Annotated in this window: 17 protein-coding genes; 8 read left to right on the plus strand and 9 right to left on the minus strand. The window is 59.2% G+C overall.

Annotated features, from left to right (window positions below):
* Positions 1-77 precede the first annotated feature (77 nt).
* From cobG to RYC17_RS08875, 8 genes are all read left to right on the plus strand, one after another.
* Positions 78-1,418: a precorrin-3B synthase gene (cobG, locus tag RYC17_RS08840; protein WP_316902752.1), complete on the plus strand. Its 1,341-nt coding sequence runs from the start codon at positions 78-80 to the stop codon at positions 1,416-1,418.
* Positions 1,415-2,041, plus strand: a complete 627-nt coding sequence (locus RYC17_RS08845; RefSeq protein WP_002555383.1) for a precorrin-8X methylmutase — start codon at positions 1,415-1,417, stop codon at positions 2,039-2,041. The genes cobG and RYC17_RS08845 overlap by 4 nt, the downstream gene beginning before the upstream one ends.
* Positions 2,038-2,772: a precorrin-2 C(20)-methyltransferase gene (locus tag RYC17_RS08850; protein ID WP_371875197.1), complete on the plus strand. Its 735-nt coding sequence runs from the start codon at positions 2,038-2,040 to the stop codon at positions 2,770-2,772. Before RYC17_RS08845 ends, RYC17_RS08850 begins: the two co-directional genes overlap by 4 nt.
* The gene (cobJ, locus tag RYC17_RS08855) at positions 2,772-4,472 is read left to right on the plus strand and encodes a precorrin-3B C(17)-methyltransferase (RefSeq protein ID WP_316902754.1); all 1,701 of its coding nucleotides are present in this window, start codon (positions 2,772-2,774) and stop codon (positions 4,470-4,472) included. Before RYC17_RS08850 ends, cobJ begins: the two co-directional genes overlap by 1 nt.
* 349 nt (positions 4,473-4,821) lie before the next feature.
* A complete protein-coding gene (locus RYC17_RS08860) occupies positions 4,822-5,646 on the plus strand; it encodes a hypothetical protein (protein WP_316902756.1) in 825 nt (274 codons plus the stop codon).
* Between the two features lie 60 nt (positions 5,647-5,706).
* Positions 5,707-6,405: a hypothetical protein gene (locus RYC17_RS08865; protein WP_316902758.1), complete on the plus strand. Its 699-nt coding sequence runs from the start codon at positions 5,707-5,709 to the stop codon at positions 6,403-6,405.
* Positions 6,398-7,033: a hypothetical protein gene (locus RYC17_RS08870; protein WP_316902760.1), complete on the plus strand. Its 636-nt coding sequence runs from the start codon at positions 6,398-6,400 to the stop codon at positions 7,031-7,033. The genes RYC17_RS08865 and RYC17_RS08870 overlap by 8 nt, the downstream gene beginning before the upstream one ends.
* A 35-nt stretch (positions 7,034-7,068) precedes the next feature.
* Entirely contained in the window at positions 7,069-7,704 is a 636-nt protein-coding gene (locus RYC17_RS08875; RefSeq protein ID WP_316902762.1) for a hypothetical protein, read from the plus strand.
* 6 nt (positions 7,705-7,710) lie between these two features.
* Here RYC17_RS08875 and RYC17_RS08880 read toward each other — a convergent pair whose 3' ends face one another.
* The 9 genes from RYC17_RS08880 to accC all read right to left on the minus strand — a co-directional run bounded on the left by RYC17_RS08880 (position 7,711) and on the right by accC (position 19,702).
* Positions 7,711-8,307 carry a MarC family protein gene (locus RYC17_RS08880; RefSeq protein WP_003313945.1) on the minus strand — a complete coding sequence of 199 codons (597 nt, stop codon included), beginning with the start codon at positions 8,305-8,307 and terminating at the stop codon, positions 7,711-7,713.
* 72 nt (positions 8,308-8,379) lie between these two features.
* The gene (retS, locus tag RYC17_RS08885; protein ID WP_058402630.1) at positions 8,380-11,169 is read right to left on the minus strand and encodes a hybrid sensor histidine kinase/response regulator RetS; all 2,790 of its coding nucleotides are present in this window, start codon (positions 11,167-11,169) and stop codon (positions 8,380-8,382) included.
* A 91-nt stretch (positions 11,170-11,260) separates the two neighbouring features.
* Positions 11,261-12,556, minus strand: a complete 1,296-nt coding sequence (purD, locus tag RYC17_RS08890; RefSeq protein WP_058402629.1) for a phosphoribosylamine--glycine ligase — start codon at positions 12,554-12,556, stop codon at positions 11,261-11,263.
* Positions 12,557-12,673: 117 nt separating this feature from the next.
* Positions 12,674-14,278 (minus strand): bifunctional phosphoribosylaminoimidazolecarboxamide formyltransferase/IMP cyclohydrolase, encoded by a 1,605-nt coding sequence (gene purH / locus RYC17_RS08895; protein ID WP_005732154.1) that lies wholly within the window; start codon positions 14,276-14,278, stop codon positions 12,674-12,676.
* Between the two features lie 80 nt (positions 14,279-14,358).
* A complete protein-coding gene (fis, locus tag RYC17_RS08900) occupies positions 14,359-14,679 on the minus strand; it encodes a DNA-binding transcriptional regulator Fis (RefSeq protein WP_002555375.1) in 321 nt (106 codons plus the stop codon).
* Positions 14,676-15,689 carry a tRNA dihydrouridine synthase DusB gene (dusB, locus tag RYC17_RS08905; RefSeq protein WP_004666305.1) on the minus strand — a complete coding sequence of 338 codons (1,014 nt, stop codon included), beginning with the start codon at positions 15,687-15,689 and terminating at the stop codon, positions 14,676-14,678. The genes fis and dusB overlap by 4 nt, the downstream gene beginning before the upstream one ends.
* Before the next feature lie 317 nt (positions 15,690-16,006).
* Positions 16,007-17,317, minus strand: coding sequence for a DUF3426 domain-containing protein (locus tag RYC17_RS08910; protein ID WP_316902767.1), 1,311 nt, complete (start codon positions 17,315-17,317; stop codon positions 16,007-16,009).
* A gap of 24 nt (positions 17,318-17,341) precedes the next feature.
* Positions 17,342-18,220: a 50S ribosomal protein L11 methyltransferase gene (prmA, locus tag RYC17_RS08915; RefSeq protein WP_005746710.1), complete on the minus strand. Its 879-nt coding sequence runs from the start codon at positions 18,218-18,220 to the stop codon at positions 17,342-17,344.
* A gap of 138 nt (positions 18,221-18,358) precedes the next feature.
* Positions 18,359-19,702, minus strand: a complete 1,344-nt coding sequence (gene accC / locus RYC17_RS08920; RefSeq protein ID WP_002555371.1) for an acetyl-CoA carboxylase biotin carboxylase subunit — start codon at positions 19,700-19,702, stop codon at positions 18,359-18,361.
* Positions 19,703-19,707 lie beyond the last annotated feature (5 nt).

Below are 19,707 nucleotides of genomic sequence, written 5' to 3' on the forward strand. Positions count from 1 at the left end.
GGACAAAGCAGGCATAATACCGCGCCCGACGGGGTACAAGTGCTCTAATCCACGTCCAGTTCATACCGGGTGATCCATTGAACGAGCCGCAGTCCGCTCGCACATCCTCTGCAACGCTACGCCCCTCGGCCTGTCCGGGGTTGCTGCGTATCGTCTCGGCACTGGACGGCGGGATCTGCCGGATCAAGCTGGCGGGCGGGGTCATCAGCAGTGTGCAGGCAATGGCGGTTGCAGAGGCTGCGCAGACTTATGCACAGGGCGTTATCGAAGCCACCAACCGCGCCAACCTGCAAATTCGCGGCATCGGCGCTGATCACGATGGGTTGATCAAGGCATTGATGGCGGCAGGACTCGGCCCGGCCAACCCTGCCAGTGACGATGTGCGCAACCTGATGCTCAGCCCGACCGCGGGGCTGGATTCGCGCATGCTGTTCGATGCCCGACCGTTGGCGGCGCAGGTTCTCGATGCGCTGGAAAATCATCCGCGCTTCCATGAACTGTCACCCAAATTTGCGTTGTCGCTGGATGCTGGTGAAGCGCTGGTGATGCTAGAACACGCGCATGATGTGTGGCTGTCGGCGCTGAACCTCGACGGCGAAGTGCTGCTGGCGTTCGGGCTGGCCGGTTGCCCGGCCAATGATCGACCGCTGGCCGCTGTGCCGCTGGCGGCTGGAGAAAAGCTGGTTGTCGGGTTGCTGGAATTGTTCCTCGATCTGGCCCGCCCGGAGCACACCCGGATGCGGCATCTGCTGGCCGAGGTGTCGACCGACGATGTGTTGCGCGAGCTTTCTACCCGGCTGGACTGCGCGTTGCGGGTGGATCAAGCCGTCACCGGCTGGCAGCGCCCGGCCATTCAGGGCAATCGGCATATCGGTATTTATCCACAGGCCGAGCCTGCGCGGGTTGCGGTGGGGGCGGTGGTTCCGCTGGGGCGTCTTGATGCCGCCACGCTCGCCATCGTCGCGCAACTGGCAGAAGAGCAGGGCGACGGCACTTTGCGCCTGACGCCCTGGCAGAGCCTGCTGTTGCCCAATGTGCCGGTCGAGCGCGCTGCAACAGTGATGACGGCGTTGCAGGCCGCGGGTCTGATCTGTTCGGCCGAACAGCCACTGGCGCAGATTGTGGCGTGTACCGGTTCTGCCGGCTGTGCAAAAGGGCTGGCCGATACCAAGGCCGATGCGCTGCAACTGGCTAACGGCCTGGTTGCCAGTCAGGCCGTTCATTTAAGTGGTTGCACGCGCTCCTGCGCCGCTGCTCACGTAGCGCCGGTAACCTTGCTGGCCGTTTCGCCCGGCCGTTACGACCTTTATTTTCGCGACGCAGCGCATGCCGGTTTCGGTGTGCTGCGTGCGCGTGACCTTACTATTGAAGCAGTCGGTGCGCAGTTGAACGCCGACTCACGGAGCAACATTGCATGATTGATTACATCCGCGATGGTCAGGAGATATATCGCAACTCTTTCTCGATCATTCGCGCCGAAGCGCGCCTGGACACGATCCCCGCCGACCTGGAAAAACTCGCCGTGCGCGTGATCCACGCCTGCGGGATGGTCGAAGTCATCGAAGACCTGCGCTTCTCGCCGGGTGCCGGTACAGCCGGGCGCAATGCCCTGGCCGCCGGTGCACCGATCCTCTGCGACGCACGCATGGTCTCAGAAGGCATCACCCGTACCCGGCTGCCCGCCAACAACCAGATCATCTGCACATTGCACGATGAAGGCGTGCGGGAAATGGCGCTCGAACTGGGCAATACGCGCTCTGCGGTGGCGCTGGAGCTGTGGCGTCCGTACCTGGAAGGCAGCGTAGTGGTCATCGGCAATGCGCCGACTGCGCTGTTCTATCTGCTCGAAATGCTCGATGCAGGCGCGCCGAAACCAGCGCTGATTCTCGGCTTTCCGGTTGGCTTTGTCGGCGCTGCCGAGTCCAAGGCCATGCTTGCCGCAGACAGCCGTGGCGTGCCATTTGTGATCATGCAGGGTCGTCGTGGCGGCAGCGCCATGGCCGTGGCCGCTGTCAATGCACTGGCCACGGAGATCGAATGATGCAGGCACGCGGTCGATTGATTGGCCTGGGCGTCGGCCCCGGCGACCCGGAGCTGATTACCGTCAAGGCGCTGCGCCTGCTGCGGGAGTCGCCTGTGGTGGCGTACTTCGTGGCCAAGGGTAAAAAGGGCAACGCATTCGGCATTATCGAAGCGCACTTGCAGGACGTTCAAACGTTGATGCCACTGGTCTATCCGGTCACCACCGAGGCCTTGCCAGCGCCGCTGTCCTACGAAAAAGTCATCAGCGACTTCTACGACGAGTCCAGCCTGCACATTGCGGCGCATCTGGATGCCGGGCGTGACGTAGCGGTGATCTGCGAAGGCGACCCGTTCTTCTACGGTTCCTACATGTACCTGCACGACCGCCTGGCCGAGCGCTACGAGGCGCAAGTGATTCCGGGTGTGTGTTCGATGCTTGGTGGTGCTTCTGTACTGGGCGCGCCGCTGGTGTATCGCAACCAGAGCCTGTCGGTGCTGTCCGGCGTGCTGTCCCACGAGGACCTGAAACGCAAGCTGGCTGATGCCGACGCCGCGGTGATCATGAAACTGGGTCGCAACTTTCACAAGGTTCGTGAAGTGCTGACCGAGCTGGGCATGGCCGGGCGTGCGCTGTATGTCGAGCGCGCGACCATGAGCAACCAGAAAATAGTACCGCTGGATCAGGTAGACCCGATGTCTTCGCCGTATTTTTCGCTGATTATCGTTCCGGGTGACAGGTGGCAAGGCTGATGACTCTCAACATTCCAGCCATCGTTATTCTCGGCAATGGCAGCCTGGCTACTGCGCGGCGCATTCAGCAGCTGTTTCCCGATGCGCAGATTCATGGCCTGGCCGAGCGTGTGCAGAACGCTGACATTACCTACAGCGAATTCGGTAGCACGCTGCGTCAGTTGTATCAGCAGAACACCCCTATTATCGCCCTGTGTGCCGCTGGCATAGTGATTCGCACCCTGGCCCCGCTGCTATTGGAGAAGGGCGTCGAGCCGCCGGTACTCGCCGTAGCTGAGGACGGTAGTGCAGTGGTGCCACTGCTTGGTGGCCTGGGCGGGGTCAATGTCATGGCGCGCAGCATTGCCAACGGGCTTGGCGTTGCACCGGCAATCACCACCAGCGGCGAATTGCGCTTCGGCACCTGCCTGCTCAACCCGCCCAGCGGCTATGCACTGGGCGACCTGGAGCTGGGCAAGCGTTTTGTTTCCGACTTGCTCTCCGGCGAGCCGGTGCGCATTGAAGGCGAGGCACCCTGGCTGGAGCAAGCACAACTGCCCGAAGATCCGCAGGCTGAGCTGACGATTCATGTCGGCTGCGCCCTACGTGAGCCCGCTCCCCATGAATTACTGATCTACCCGCGCAGTGTACTGGTCGCCGTCAGCGAAATAACCGCTGAACTGGCTATGCGGGTCCGCTCGGCGTTGCACGACGCAAGCATTGCCGAGCAATCGCTGGCTTGTCTGCTGACCAGCGAAGAGCAGATGGCCAACGCGCAGTTGCATCAGGCAGCCAGCGAGCTGGGCGTCCCGGTGCGCTTCGACAAGGCTGGGGCGGCCAGCGAAATGGCCTCCCGCTGCGTGCCGCAACGGTTGCCGCCACTCAGCGTCGACGACATGGCGATTGCCGTCGCGACTCAACCGCTGGATGTGCAGAACATCGGCCGTGGGCGTGGCCGGCTTGCAGTCATCGGCCTGGGCCCCGGCGCAGCGGACCTTATGGTGCCTGCGGTCAAGGCTGAACTGGCACGCGCCAATGATGTGCTGGGTTACGAAACCTACGTGCGCATGGCCGGGCCGTTTCGTGCCGATCAGGTGCTGCATTGCACCGACAATCGCGAAGAAATGCTGCGTGCCCGGCATGCCTTCGAACTGGCCGCGCAAGGTCGTTCGGTGGTTGTGGTGTCGTCCGGTGATCCGGGCGTGTTCGCCATGGCCTCGGCAGTGCTTGAAGCGCTGCACGAGTCCGGCAACCCGCACTGGCACTCTGTCGAGCTGGAGATTCTCCCGGGTGTCTCGGCTTCTCTGGCAACCGCCGCTCAGGCTGGTGCGCCGTTGGGGCATGATTTCTGTGTGTTGTCGCTGTCCGATAACCTCAAGCCTTGGGAGATCATCGAAAAGCGTCTGGACCTTGCCTGTCAGGCAGACCTTGCGCTGGCCTTCTACAACCCGATTTCCCGTTCACGACCCTGGCAACTGGGGCGTGCGCTGGAGATCGTTCGCCAGCACCGCATTCCTGAAACGCCCGTCACGCTTGGGCGCGACATCGGTCGTCCTGGCCAGACCCTGCGCGTCATTACGCTGGGTGAGCTCACGCCGGAGCAGGTGGACATGCGAACCATGGTGCTGATCGGCTCTTCTCTGACCTGCACCTTCCCTCGCAACGAAGGCGGCAATTGGGTCTATACGCCGCGCTGGTATGGCGCGAAACCTACAGCCTGAGCTCACAGGCTTGTCGTACCTGTATTGAATTTATTGTGGGAAAGTGCTGAAACCTCTGCGTAGTAACAGGCATTCAGGCCGAGTTTTCGGCTTGGGTGCTTGAGCGAACGGGTGTTCTTCAAGCTGCCAGGCTTGTGGCTTTTTTCTCTGTCCTGCCACGGATTGTTCTTTCGCCCGCTGTTTACCGGGGGCTTAGCGCAGCTTGAGTTTTGCGCGGGCCATAAAGTGTTGCCGCGGCAGTTCGAAAAGCCATCAATGAACCGCTCGAAAGTTTCGGAAAAACAGCCTGATTTATTTGATTAGTCTCGTATCTGTCCACAAGGACTCACGAATTAAAGGACTAAATGAAATGAAACAGGACAATACGATGAGCATGACCGACAACCTTGATTACATTGCCGCTTGTGAGCTGGCTCAATGCCCTGCTTCGTCCATCGCCCACGCAGCAGTCATAAAGCCTGAATTGCTTCTGGCCAGTGACGAGACTGACTCCGCCCCAGGCGATGAACCTGCCAAGGGGGCCGTGGTTGCAAGCAGTCTGGTGGCATTTGCCGAGGGCGTTTCGCTGCAGAGCAAGCAAGACGTCATGGACTCCTTTCTGTTTGCCACCCTTGTGGCCAACAAGGCGTTCAGCCCTGAAACCCAGGGTGATCAGTGGTACGACAAATTCAACGAAGTACTCTCGAAGGTTGGCTGGCTTTCCACCCATTGGAACTATGCCCGCTATCGTGCTACCCAGCAGCGTTTCACCATGGACGAAGTCGGCCTTGAGATCCTTGGCTCGGCTGTTGCGGCTGCCGCTTTGCCTGGGCCTGCATCGCTGCTGATGCTCAAGGTCGCTGCGGATGCCATCGCTGCACTGAAAGCTAAAAAAGAGCCTCTGCGCCTGTTTGAAGGCCAGACAAAAAACCACCGCGGAGGCAGTTTCCGTATTGCCTCGTGCATCGAGTCCGATGACAAGACCGTGACTCTGTCCATGGGCGCGGTCAGCTTCCATACCGACAGTGATGTCACCAATGTCCTGTTCTGGGAATGGCAGGACACAAACGTTGAAACCTGGAAAGGCGAGGACAACCTGGTGCTCAACACGAGCCTGTATTCACGCCATCGCGACCTGATCCAGCAAAAGCTGAGCGACAACGCCAAGAGCGCGATCGAAGAGTTTGAAATCTGATCGGGTTATTTGCGGAGGCAGGGGTTGCCTCCGCTTTCGGGATAAAAAGGAATTTCTCCCATGAAGCAGGAATTGGATGCCGCAGTCGTCAATGCCGGCTGTTTGCTGTTTTTCCCCACCTCGCAGCAGGTCGCTCCGAAAAACGATGTGCTGGACTCGATGCTGTACGTGCAGTTGGCCGCATCGAAGCAGCACCCCAGGTTTGCCGAGTTCGAAAAATGGAATGAAACCCGCCTTGCTGCGGCTCTGCGTTTCGGCTGGGTGCTGAATGCCAGCGAACATGTCAACGAGCCTTTGCCGGTAGATGCTGTCCGGACCGTATGGAGTTGCCTCGAGCGTGCCCTTGCACCGTCAGTGGCAGCGCAGACCCTGCAGGGCGCGGAAACATTGATGCGTAAAGTGTGCAAGCAATCGGCTAGTAACACGGCGCTTCAGTTGCTGCGTAGCCAGACCGTACAGAGCGGTTTGAATCATGCGGGAAAGTTGCAGGTCAGCGTGGTCCTGCAACTGGGGTTCTTCGACGATCGGCACAACCTGACACTGGCGCAGCTGCAGTTCGCCACACGTCAGCCGTTGCCATCCGGTTTTCTTTTCGAAGTACTCGAACCGCAAAGTGTCTACGGCAACATCGCTGTGACCGTTTATAAAATGCAATTGATTGAACAGGTCTATTCGCAGTTTCGCGATGACATCGACACGGCGTTGTCGAGCAGGCGTCCCGGTATGATCATGTCGCTTGGGGCAACGCCTTATGTCTGATCTGGATGAGACTCTGCTGGCAGGGGCCAATCTCCTGTCGTTCGCCCGTAATGTAGAGCCCGGTTTGCGTCAGGACGTACAGGACTGTCTGCATCATGCGCAACTTGTTGCGGATGACCAGCATTCCCCGCGCATGGCCTGGCGTCCATGGCTGGACGCTTACCAGCAAGCCATTCTTGCAACGGGTGGACGGCGCAGCGCGGTGATTAACGACGTGCGCTTGAGAATTCACAGTTTCAGGGACATTGGCAAATTGCAGCTTCCAATCGTCAATAACTCCGTCGAGCTTCGCCGGCTCTATCGCAGCTCACTCGACAGGCTGCTGGGCAGTGATCATGCGAAGACATTTTTCAGCAGCTGGTTTACGTCGGGACGTTCTGAAAGCTTTCAACTCATGCCTTGTGCGATGCACAGCGAAGACGAGGTGATGATCCTGTTGTGCAGCCTGCAGATGACAACCATTGCGTCGAGGCCCGCGCTTTATTTCTGGCAGATTCTTGGCGGAGAAATGCAAGTACATGCTGTTGGTACTGCGTTTCGGTTCAGTCGCCAGAGCTTCGAACCTTTTCGCCAGACTGTTCAGGACATGCTGGCTGATCGTGCTGCCGCTGAAATCATCAATTTATAACGACGGTCAAGTTCCCATGGAAGGGAGTCACTCAAATGAAAGCAGGTACAGGCAATGCAGCGTATCTGGGCGATATCCCCAGTATGGTGACGTTTCTTCCGGGCCTTACAAGTGAGGAGCGCACGGACATTCAGGATGTACTTCTGGATGCGCAGTTGTTCGCAGGTAAGCAGTTTGATTTCAAGACGCAGTGGAGCAGCTGGATGCATTACTACCGCAGCCGGCTCAAGACACGTGGAATACAGCAAAAAGGCGTGGTTCTGGGCGACTCACTGGTCGTAAGCAATGTCGACGATTTGTTGCAGGCGACCTTCAAGGTCAGCAATCCAGCGGACCGCAAGCGCCTTGGCGACATGGTGCAGCGCGCTGTCGCAGCATTGGGAGTGAATCAGGCGGCAGAGTCTTACTTTAAAAACGGCTTTGAACAAGGCCGTCTGGGCAGCTTCCAGGTAGTGCCCTGCGAGAAGTATGAACCTGATCGGGTACTGCTGTTGCTGTGCAGTCTGCATCTGAGCGTGGACGAGCACGCGGCAGGTAGCCGACGGCTGCTGTTTCACTTCAAGGGCGGCAGTTACACCTTTGACCGCAAGATTTACGCCGCATATCGTAATGATGTAACGCGGTATCTGGACGGCAGGGCGCAAGGGCTGGTGCGGGCTGCACGTATCTGAGTTGTATCAGGGCAGCAGATAGCCCCTTATACCGGTAAAGATGATTTGTGCCGCCAACGCACAGACGAACAACCCCATCAGGCGGCTGACAATCTGCAAACCCTGATCGCCCAGGATACGTTCGATACGATTGGAGAGGTAAAGCACTACGCCAACCGTAAGGCTGGCGAGTGCAATACTCAGGATGGCGGTGAGTTTGTCATCCCAATGAGGCTGACTGACGCCCATGACCAGTAGCGCGCCGATGGTGCCGGGGCCGACGGTAAGGGGAATGGTAAGAGGAACAATGGTCACATCCTGCTGGATATTGTCGGTCTGGACTGCCGATTTGCCTTGGGCCATGCCCAGTGCGGATATGAACAGCACGCTGCCAGCCCCAATCCTGAATGCATCGACCGTGATTCCGAATACATCGAAAATCACTCTACCGAACAGATACAGCAAGACGCTGGAAACCAGTGTCGCCAGCGCTACCTTCCAGGCCAGACGCCGCTGCTCCTTGCGCGAGTGACCGCGGGTCAGGCTGATGAAGCAGGAAAGGACGAAAAACGGGCTGTAAAGCACCAGCATTTTCAGGTAGACGCTGAACAACACGTGAAGCATGGCTTCGACTCACAGCAGCAGGTGGATGGCAGTGCCAGTCTATCAGGCCACTGTGTGCCTTTCCCGTTGCTGTCAGTTTTGTCGATACTGCTCGCTGTCCGAAGACAGTCCGCGAGCCTTGTCGCGGTGTGCTACCCAGTGTTCGACCAGTTCGCGCAGTTGCGACAGCTCGATAGGTTTGGCCATGTGACCGTCCATACCTGCCTGGCGTGCACGATCCTTGTGCTCAGTGAGAATATGCGCAGTCAGTGCAACGACCGGTGTGCGCACCCGCTGATTGCCGACCTCCCAGGCACGCAATTGCTCGGTTGCCGAGAAACCGTCGAGTATCGGCATTTCACAGTCCATCAGTACCAGGTCATAACGCTGTGCCTTCATGGCACGCAGCGCTTCTTCGCCGTTGCTCGCCGTATCGGGATTCAGGTTGAGCTTGCCGAGCATGCCGCGGATCACTTTGGTCGAAATGCTGTTGTCTTCGGCTACCAGGATCCGGAAGTCGCCCGGTACGCTGACCGGCGTATTGATGACCGGGCCAGGCTTTTGTGCAGCAACGCCCTTGTTCAACTGGGTCAGTTCATCTGCCAGCGTCGTCTTGAGCGTGTAGCCCGCCACCGGTTTGGCCAGAATGCGCTTGATACCGGAGTTGCGAGCAATGATCTTGCTTGGGGCATTGCTGATACCGGTAAGCATGATCAACAGAATGTCATGATTCAGACTTGGGTCTTCCTTGATCTTGGCGGCCAGTTGCATGCCGGTCATGCCGGGCATGTTCTGGTCGAGCAGGACCACATCGAAATAGTCGCGCAGATGCGCCTTGGTCCGCAGCAAGGCCAGTGCCTCCTTGCCGGACGCCACTGCACTGACATTCAGGCCCCAGGCGCTGCATTGCTGGACCAGCACCTTGCGGCAGGTATCGTTGTCGTCAACCACCAGCACTCTGGCATCTTTCAGCGGGCTGTCCAGATCGATGGTCGGCTGCTCCAGCAGCTTTGCGTCCAGCGGCAGGTTCAGCCATAACGTGTTGCCCTGGGTGCCGCTGTTCTGAATACCGAATTCACCGTCCATCAGGATGATCAACTGGCGGGCGATGACCAGCCCCAGGTGACCACCGAGCCTGCTACTGGCCAGGAAATTCCGGCTGTGCAGTTCGGCGTGCAGCAACTCTTCACGTTCTTCGTCGGAAAGCGATTCACCGCTGTCCTGCACCGAAATACGCAAACGCGTCTTTCCGTTTTTCGAAGACTCAAGGGCGACGGCCAGAAGAATTTCACCTTCGTCAGTCTTCTTCAGGGCATTTTCCAGAAGGCTCAACAGCGTCTGGCGCAGGCGAGTCGGGTCACCATTGATAACCCGTGGCACTTGGGGCTGGATCTGGCTGATCAGCTCGACCTGCTGCTGCTCGGCCTTGGCGCGGAAGATATTCAGGCAGTCCTCGACCAGCGCGCCGATGTCGAACTGCACATCGTCCAGTTCTATCTGCCCTGACTCGAGCTTGGTGATGTCCAGAATCTCGTTGATCAGCGTCAGCAGTTCGTTACCGGCACTGTGAATGGTCTGCACATAGTCGCGCTGCTTGACTGACAGCGGCGTGCCGAGCAGCAGTTCGGTCATGCCCAGCACGCCATTCATGGGTGTGCGAATCTCGTGACTGATCTTGGCCAGAAATTCGGCTTTGGCGTTGATTTCGGCGGTACTCGCAGCCTGATCGCGGCTGAGGCTGAAACGGTCTTCGGTGATGCTGCGATGGCGTTCGCTAAGGGCCAGGCTCATCGAAAGACCGCTGATGCAGAACACGCTGAGCAGCGCGAGTATCAGCCACTGTGGCGGCACCAGACTCAGCCACAGCAGGCCCGGCAGAACCACCATGTAACCAATGTTGAAAATGATCATCCCGAGGACAAACAGGCGCGCCGAACGATAGCCTTTCTGCCAGTGCCACATCGACACCGCCAGAATGCTCAACGTCGTCAACGAGACCAGGCCGAAAGTCAGAATATTGATCGGCAGTCTGTCGTCCAGCAGTACCAGCACAGTACCGATGCCCATGAGCACGGCGTTGCCCAGCAATAGACGATCCAGTTTGCGGGCGTTGCGATGGACGAAGAAGCAGTAGGTGTAGATCAGGCCTGCGACAGCCGCCAGCAACAGCGCAATGTGCGCACTGGGGGTCTGTGCGATATTCCACGGGTCAATCGGGCGCAGCAGGTTAAGCAGCAACAGGGCACTGAGCCCGAGCAGTGCTTCACAGGCGGCGAGCCATAGATTGCTACGCGAACGTGTATGCCCGTAGCGCGTCAGGTTCTGCACGATGAGCATCGACAGCGCACCGAAAAGCAGCCCGAACAGGAACGGCTCGGTCTCGTCGGCGGCGCTTTTGATGGCCGGCTCCAGGGTAATGCTGGGGCGCATTTTCTGGGTGGAGACCAGCTTCAGGTAGATATCCAGCGTGTTCGAACTCTGGGGGATCGGCAGCAGGAAATCGTTCGAAGGCAGACGCTGATCTTCCTTGGGCACCTCGTTGCCGGTGCGCAGGTGATCGATCTGTTGATCGCCGTCCATGACATACATGTCCGCGCTGGCGAGGTCCGGAGCGAAGATGCGCAGAAGCTGCTCGTGCTGGGTAGGCAGCAGGCGGTAGTGCAGCCATACCGCACTGTCACGTTCCGCTGCAGTGACTCGTTCCAGCTCGATAGGACTGAATTGATTCTGGTAGCGCGCCGAACGAATTTCATCCAGCGTCAGGTGGGCCTTTTCGTCGAGCAGCGTCGACCAACCTGCGCCATGCTCGGCCTGTGCCGAAAGCATGAACAGCAGGGTCAGCAGTCCAGCGATTGAGGCTATGGCAATCCTGAGCCAGCGCACAATGAAATCCCTTCGTGAGTGAATGCCGGGTAAAACCGCGAATGCCGGGTCAAATCGGCCTGCCTCTGATTGAAGAGACAGGCCTGATTGATTATTCCAGCTCTTCGCCACGCTCACGGGCAATGGCACGGTAGCCAATGTCCTTGCGATAGAAACATCCTTGCCAATCAACCTTGGCAGCCAACGCATAGGCATTTTGCTGCGCATTGCCAACACTGTCACCCAGTGCTGTAGCACACAGTACACGACCGCCGCCGGTCACGACACGATCATCTTGCAAGGCAGTGCCCGCGTGGAATATCTTGCCTTCCAGCTGTGCAGCAGCGTCCAGACCTTCGATGACTGCGCCTTTGGCGTAGTCGCCAGGGTAGCCACCGGCGGCCAGGACGATTCCCAGGCTTGGACGGGGGTCCCACTGTGCTTCGATCTTGTCCAGTGCCTGCGCCAGCGCAGCTTCAACCAGCAGTACCAGACTCGATTGCAGGCGCAGCATGACCGGCTGGGTTTCCGGGTCGCCGAAGCGGCAATTGAATTCGATGACTTTCGGGTTGCCAGCTTTATCGATCATCAGACCAGCATAGAGGAATCCGGTGTAAACATTGCCTTCATCAGCCATGCCCCTGACGGTCGGCCAGATAACCAGATCCATGACACGTTGATGAACTTCGGCGGTGACCACCGGGGCAGGGGAGTAGGCCCCCATGCCACCGGTGTTCGGGCCGGTGTCGCCGTCGCCGACGCGCTTGTGATCCTGGCTGGTGGCCATGGGTAGCACATTCTTGCCGTCGACCATGACAATGAAGCTGGCTTCTTCGCCATCGAGAAACTCCTCGATGACAACGCGGGAACCGGCTTCGCCAAAGGCGTTGCCAGCCAGCATGTCACGTACGGCATCTTCGGCTTCTGCCAGGGTCATGGCGACGATCACGCCCTTGCCTGCCGCAAGACCGTCGGCCTTGATGACTATCGGAGCACCTTTTTCACGCAGATAGGCCAGGGCAGGCTCGATCTCGGTGAAGTTCTGATAGTCGGCAGTGGGGATCTTGTGGCGCGCCAGGAAGTCCTTGGTAAACGCCTTGGAACCTTCAAGCTGCGCAGCGCCGGCGGTCGGACCGAAGCAGTCCAGACCACGGCTGCGGAACAGGTCGACAACGCCTGCAACCAGCGGCACTTCAGGACCGACGATGGTCAGCGAAACGTTCTTTTCAGCGAAATCCGCCAGTTGCTCCAGTGCCAGAACGTCGATAGCCACGTTCTCGCATTTGGCTTCGATCGCCGTGCCTGCGTTGCCCGGTGCGACGAACACCTTCTGCACACGTGGGTCCTGAGCGACTTTCCATGCCAGGGCGTGTTCACGACCGCCGCTGCCAATGATCAAAACATTCATTTCAAAAACCTCGATGACGCTGATTCTGGAGTACGCGGTGTGCCTGAGGCGACCCAACCGCCGTACGAGACCGCACTGGCGCAGCAGACGCCTGCGCCAGTGCGGCCGTTTTTCTGATTAGTGCCTGAAATGGCGCATGCCGGTGAAGACCATCGCGATGCCTGCTTCATCTGCTGCTGCAATCACTTCGTTGTCACGCATCGAACCGCCGGGCTGGATGACGGCAGTGATGCCGACCTTGGCCGCGTTGTCGATACCGTCACGAAACGGGAAGAACGCATCGGAGGCCATGACCGCGCCCTGCACCTGCAGCCCGGCATGCTCGGCCTTGATGGCGGCGATGCGTGCCGAGTTCACGCGGCTCATCTGACCTGCGCCGACGCCGACGGTCTGGCGGTTGCGGGCGTAGACGATGGCGTTGGACTTGACGTACTTGGCGACTTTCCAGGCAAAGATCAGGTCATGCATTTCGTGTTCGGTAGGGGCACGCTGGGTAACGACCTTGAGGTCCGCCTGAGTGATCATGCCGATATCGCGGCTCTGTACCAGCAAACCGCCATTCACGCGTTTGTAGTCCCAGGCAGGCAGACGCTCGCTCCACTGGCCGCTGGTCAGCAGGCGCACATTGGCTTTGCTGGCCACGATGGCACGCGCTTCGGCGCTGACGCTTGGCGCGATGATCACTTCGACGAACTGGCGCTCGACGATGGCCTTGGCCGTTGCTGCGTCCAGCTCGCGGTTGAAGGCGATGATGCCGCCAAATGCCGATTCGGAGTCGGTGGCATAGGCCAGCTCGTACGCCTGACGAATGCCGCCTTCATCATCCGGGCAGACCGCGACACCGCACGGGTTGGCGTGTTTGACGATCACGCAGGCCGGTTTGACGAAGCTCTTGACGCATTCCAGCGCGGCGTCGGTATCGGCGACGTTGTTGAACGACAGTTCCTTGCCTTGCAACTGGGTGGCCGTGGCAATGCCGACCTCGGCAGGTTTGGCTTCAACGTAAAACGCCGCGCTCTGGTGCGGGTTCTCGCCGTAGCGCATTTCCTGGGCCTTGACGAACTGGGTGTTGAAGGTGCGCGGGAACTGACTGCGGCCTTCGGTGCTCAGGGTTTCGGCAGTCTGATCGACGCCGCCCAGATAGTTGGCGATCATACCGTCGTAGGCGGCGGTGTGCTCAAACGCCTTGAGCATCAGGTCGAAGCGCTGTGCGTAGGTCAGGCCGCCAGCCTTGAGGCTTTCCAATACCTGGCCGTAGTCACTGGCGTTGACCACGATTGCGACATCTTTATGGTTCTTCGCAGCGGAACGGACCATGGTCGGGCCGCCGATATCGATGTTTTCGATGGCGGTCGGCAGGTCGCAGCCCGGTTTGGAGACAGTGGCTTCAAACGGATACAGATTGACGGCAACCAGATCGATCGGCTTGATGCCGTGCTCGGTCATGATGGCGTCGTCGATGCCGCGACGACCCAGAATACCGCCGTGGATCATGGGGTGCAGAGTCTTGACCCGGCCATCCATCATTTCAGCAAAGCCGGTGTAGTCAGCCACTTCGACTGCCGCGACGCCGTTGTCCTTGAGCAGTTTGAACGTACCGCCAGTGGAAAGAATCTCGACGCCCAGCGCTTCAAGCTCGCGGGCAAACTCAAGGATTCCTGTCTTGTCGGATACGCTGATCAGGGCGCGACGGATAGGCAGGCGGGTAGTCTGGTCGGTCATCTCGATTTCCATCAAAAGCAAAAGAAGTCAGCAAAAAAAAGCGACCGCGGTGCAAGGTCGCCTTTTCTGTTTTGAATGCTTTAAAGCAGATCGTACTGTTTGAGTTTCTTGCGCAGCGTGCCGCGGTTCAGTCCCAGCAGCTCGGAAGCCTTCGTCTGGTTGCCCTTGACGTAGTTCATCACGCTTTCCAGAAGCGGAGCCTCGACTTCCGACAACACCAGGTTGTAGACGTCAGTGACGGATGCGCCTTCGAGGTGGGCGAAATAATTGTGCAGCGCCTTCTCGACACTTCCGCGCAGGGTCTGACCCTCTTCGCTCGGCGTGTTGAGGTGCTGTTTCAAATTGACGTTGTCGCTCACGGGTGTTGTTCCACTCACTAAAGTCTCGGTCATCATCGTCATGCGGCCACCTCTTTATCATTCTCGTTATCCGGGCCCTTGCAGCCTTGGCTGAAGAACTCCCGGACGTTGGCGCACTGTGCTTCCGTATCTTCCAAACGATTGAAGTGGGCGCGAAACTCTCTGGCGCCCGGCAGGGTTGCGAGATACCAACTGACGTGTTTGCGTGCAATACGCACGCCCATCACATCTCCATAGAAAACGTGGAGCGCTGCCAGATGCTCAAGCAGAATACGTTCCACTTCACTCGACTGCGGCGCCGGGAGTTTTTCTCCGGTACGCAGAAAGTGTTCTATCTCGCGAAAAATCCAGGGACGCCCCTGGGCGGCCCTGCCAATCAGTAACCCGTCTGCGCCGGTGGCCTGTAGCACGCGCCGGGCTTTTTCGGGTGAATCGATGTCGCCGTTGGCAAACACCGGTATCGACACTGCCTGTTTGATCATGGCAATGGTGTCGTACTCGGCTTCGCCGGTGTAAAGGTCGGCACGGGTTCGCCCGTGTACCGCCAGTGCCTGAATACCGGCCTGCTCGGCGATTTTCGCCACCGTCAGACCATTTCGGTTGTCGCGATCCCATCCGGTGCGGATCTTCAGCGTGACCGGCACATCGACAGCAGCCACGACGGCCTGCAGGATGTCGTTCACCAGTTGCTCGTCTTTCAACAGCGCCGAGCCTGCTGCCTTGTTACAGACCTTCTTGGCCGGGCAACCCATGTTGATGTCGATGATCTGGGCACCCAGTTCGACATTGGCACGTGCTGCGTCTGCCAGCATCTGCGGATCACCACCGGCGATCTGTACCGAGCGTGGCTCGGGATCACCTTCGTGGATCATGCGCAGACGCGATTTGCGGCTGTTCCACAGGCTCATGTCACTGGTGACCATCTCCGAAACCACCAGGCCCGCACCGAGTCGTCGGCACAGCTGACGGAAAGGCTGGTCGGTGACGCCCGCCATCGGGGCGAGGACCAAGCCGTTTTGCACTGTATATGGGCCGATGCGTACTGCCGACATAGCCTTACCTGTTGTGGAGGCCAAATCATCCGCAGGCCGTGTAAAAAACCGTTTCACCCGGTCTGCAACGGCCCGTCCCACCAGCCGCTTGCGCCACCGTCAGATCGAACCGAGAGTTTGAAAAAGGGTTGGCATGATACCCGCTCTCGATGACTGGATAAAGGCTGAATTGGATAAAATCTGAACAGCTCGTTGCGGCGCTTGCAGGGAACGATTACACGGCATTTAGCACTGTAAATTCTGCGATCATGCAGCGTTCCCTGGCATAACGAGCCTGTATTGGATCAAGTAAAGCCGACGTTATGGCAGTGGGCCTGTCATTCCGGCGAACGGAAGTTCAGGCTGTAATTCACGGCCTTGGCGCCTGGATCAAGGATATCCAGCGCGATATGGATCGGCGTTTGCGGTGGCATCTCTTCCTTGCCGGCCATTTCGCCGCTCAGGTATTCACCGGGCTTGAACCGACGACTGGCAATCAACTGACCGCCGGTATCGGAAAAACGCAGCTCCAGCAGCGGGAACGGCTGGGAAAACGAGGCACGGTTGTAGATGATCGCGTCCACCACCAGAGCCCCCTGAAACTCGGGATGGCTGCGTACCACCAGATTGCTGCTCTTGAGCTGGGATATATCGACCTTGGTCGGCACCTTGCAGCCGATTTGCGGGCAAATCTGCTGGAACCACGGGCGATATTGATCCTGGCGAGCCAGTTGATCGAAATGGTACCAGACGTATTGACCGGCCAGACCCGCCAGAGCCAGTACGATCAACAGGCCCCACGCAAGGCGTCGGCCCCAGCGCGGTTTGGGCGGCTGCCAGTCCAGTTGCAAAGGGTCGTCAGTCAGGTCAAGCAGTGCCTGCTCGCGCACTGCAGGTTCGTTACGGCTGCGTCTGCCACGGGGTTCAGGTTCTGGTTCGTCGTCGTCCTGATCTTCGTCGTCATCCACGGCTGACCAGCGTTGCACTTTCTCGGCAGGCAGGGCCTTGCGCGGTGTGGTAACAAGCACGACGGGTTCGTCATCGTCCAGGTGCTTGTCCAGTGACAGCGAGGGCTCGGTCCTTTTGTCGTCGGGCAACGGCTCCGGGTCTTCGGGCGAATCCGGGTCGGGGATGACCTCGGCGTGCAGCTCGGGCAGACGTTCGACATCGTCGTTGTGCAGCGTGCCGACCCAGGCAGCCTCGTCGGTCTGGCGGTTGTCACGCTTCGCGGTAAGGCTCTCATCGTCAGTGCCGTCATCGCTGGCCGGGCGGGCGAAGGTGTCGGGTCGTCGAGTCTCGCGCTGTTCGAGGCGAGCCAGTTCTTCGTCCAGGTTCAGATTGTCCAGATCCAGCTCGCTGACCTGCCAGGGGGCATCGTCTTCAAGTGCCTTTTCCGGTTCTGGCTTCAGCTCGGGTTCGGGCGTCGACGCAGGCTCTGGTTGGGGCGGGGCTATGACCACCGGTGCGGCGCTCAGGGCCTCCTTTTCGGAGTCGACTATGGCGCGTTGCTCCAGCAACTGCCGGGCTGCGTTGAAAACCTGCAGGCAGGCTCCACATCGCACCACGCCGCGGGCCACGCTCAGTTGAGCGTGGCTGACTCTGAAACTGGTCTGGCAGTGCGGGCACTGGGTGACAAAACTGTCGGTCATGCGGCTGTCCGGTTGAAGCGGCGGTTAACGGCGGCGTCCCGTGATGCGTACCCAGCCATCTCGGTTTGCGATCGGGTCCAGATCAAAGCTGTCAGCATAGGCCGCAGCGACTTCCTCACCCTGTTCGGCCAGGATGCCTGACAGCGCCAGGCGACCGCCGGTTCTGACCAGCGATGCCAGTTGCGGTGCCAGGGAAACCAGCGGGCCAGCCAGAATGTTGGCGACCAGCACATCGGCTTGCTGATGTGGCAGGTCCTCGGGCAGGTACAGCGGGAAGCGCTCGGCAGCGATGTTATTGCGTCCGGCATTGTCACGAGAGGCTTCCAGTGCCTGCACGTCGATGTCAGTGCCCACGGCCTGTTCGGCACCCAGCAGCAGAGCGGCGATGGCCAGAATGCCCGAGCCGCAGCCGAAATCCAGCACGTTGCAGCCTTTGAGGTCCTGGCCGTCCAGCCATTCAAGGCACAGTGCGGTGGTCGGATGGGTGCCGGTGCCGAATGCCAGGCCAGGATCAAGCAGCAGGTTCACGGCATCCGGTTGCGGTGCAGCATGCCAGCTTGGCACGATCCACAGGCGCTTGCCGAAACACATTGGCTGGAAGTTATCCATCCAGCTGCGCTCCCAGTCCTGATCTTCGATGACTTCGGCGCTGTGCTCGGGCAGTTCTTCGCCGGTCAGCAGGCTCAGGTGTGCCAAAGCCATTTCGGCATTGGTGTCGGCTTCGAACAGCGCCAGCAAATGGGTGTGTGTCCATAGCGGCGTGGTGTTGAGTTCAGGCTCGAAAATCGGCTGGTCTTCGGCGTCCATGAATGTCACGGACACGGCGCCGACTTCAAGAAGGGCGTCTTCGTAGGTTTCGGCTTGTTCTGGGCTGATGGCGAGACGGACTTGCAGCCAAGGCATGGCGGATTACCTTCGATTTGGAAATTAGGTGCGGCTTGCACGGCCGGCGCGGCCGCAGGAAGCGGGCAAGTTTACTGCTATGCGCTGCAAACGACAAAGCCGCATCGCTGCGGCTTTGTCGTTCTGAAACACACTGGCTTATTGATTGGCCAGTTTGTGCTCCAGGTAGTGGATGTTGACTCCGCCTTCGCAGAAGCCTTCATCACGGGTCAGATCACGGTGCAGCGGGATATTGGTCTTGATCCCGTCGACCACGATTTCGTCCAGGGCATTGCGCATGCGTGCCATGGCTTCTTCGCGGGTCGCGCCCCAGGTGATCACTTTGCCGATCAGCGAGTCGTAGTTGGACGGAACCTTGTAGCCGCTGTACAGGTGCGAATCGACCCGCACACCGTTGCCGCCCGGTGCGTGGAAGTGCTTGACCAGACCTGGGCTTGGAACGAAGGTTTTCGGGTCTTCGGCGTTGATCCGGCATTCCAGCGCATGCCCTTTGATGACCACGTCATCCTGGGTGTACGACAGTTTGTTGCCGGCGGCGATGCTGAGCATCTCCTTGACGATGTCGATACCGGTGACCATTTCGGATACCGGATGCTCCACCTGAACACGGGTGTTCATCTCGATGAAGTAGAAACGACCGTTCTCGTACAGGAACTCGAAAGTACCCGCGCCGCGATAGCCGATATCGATACACGCCTTGACGCAGGCAGCCAGAACATCCGCACGCGCCTGTTCGTCGATGAACGGTGCCGGTGCTTCTTCCAGAACCTTCTGGTGACGGCGCTGCAGCGAGCAGTCGCGGTCGCCCAGATGAATCGCCTGGCCCTGGCCGTCGGAAATGACCTGGACTTCCACGTGACGCGGGTTAGTCAGGTATTTTTCCAGGTAGACCATCGGGTTGCTGAACCAGGCCGCAGCTTCGGCGCGGGTCTGGGAGGCGGCTTCGATCAGGTCTTCTTCGCGATGAACCACACGCATGCCGCGACCACCACCGCCACCGGCGGCCTTGATGATCACCGGGTAACCCACTTCACGACCAATGCGCAGAGCGGTTGCTTCGTCTTCCGGCAGCGGGCCGTCGGAGCCCGGAACGGTTGGCACGTTGGCCAGCTTCATGGCGTCCTTGGCAGAAACCTTGTCGCCCATCAGGCGGATGGTGTCTGCTTTCGGGCCGATGAAGGCAAAACCCGATTTTTCGACCTGTTCGGCGAAATCGGCGTTTTCAGCGAGGAAGCCGTAGCCAGGGTGGATCGCCGTGGCACCGGTCACTTCGGCAGCCGAGATGATCGCCGGAATGTTCAGGTAGGACAGATTGGCTGGTGCCGGACCAATGCAGACGGTTTCGTCTGCCAGGCCCAGGTGCATCAACTCGCGATCTGCCGTGGAGTGTACAGCGACGGTCTTGATGCCCAGTTCTTTACAGGCACGCAAGATGCGCAAGGCAATTTCGCCGCGGTTGGCGATTAGAACTTTTTCCAACATCGCAG

The organism is Pseudomonas syringae group sp. J248-6 (assembly GCF_032586995.1).
Lineage (GTDB): Bacteria > Pseudomonadota > Gammaproteobacteria > Pseudomonadales > Pseudomonadaceae > Aquipseudomonas > Aquipseudomonas amygdali.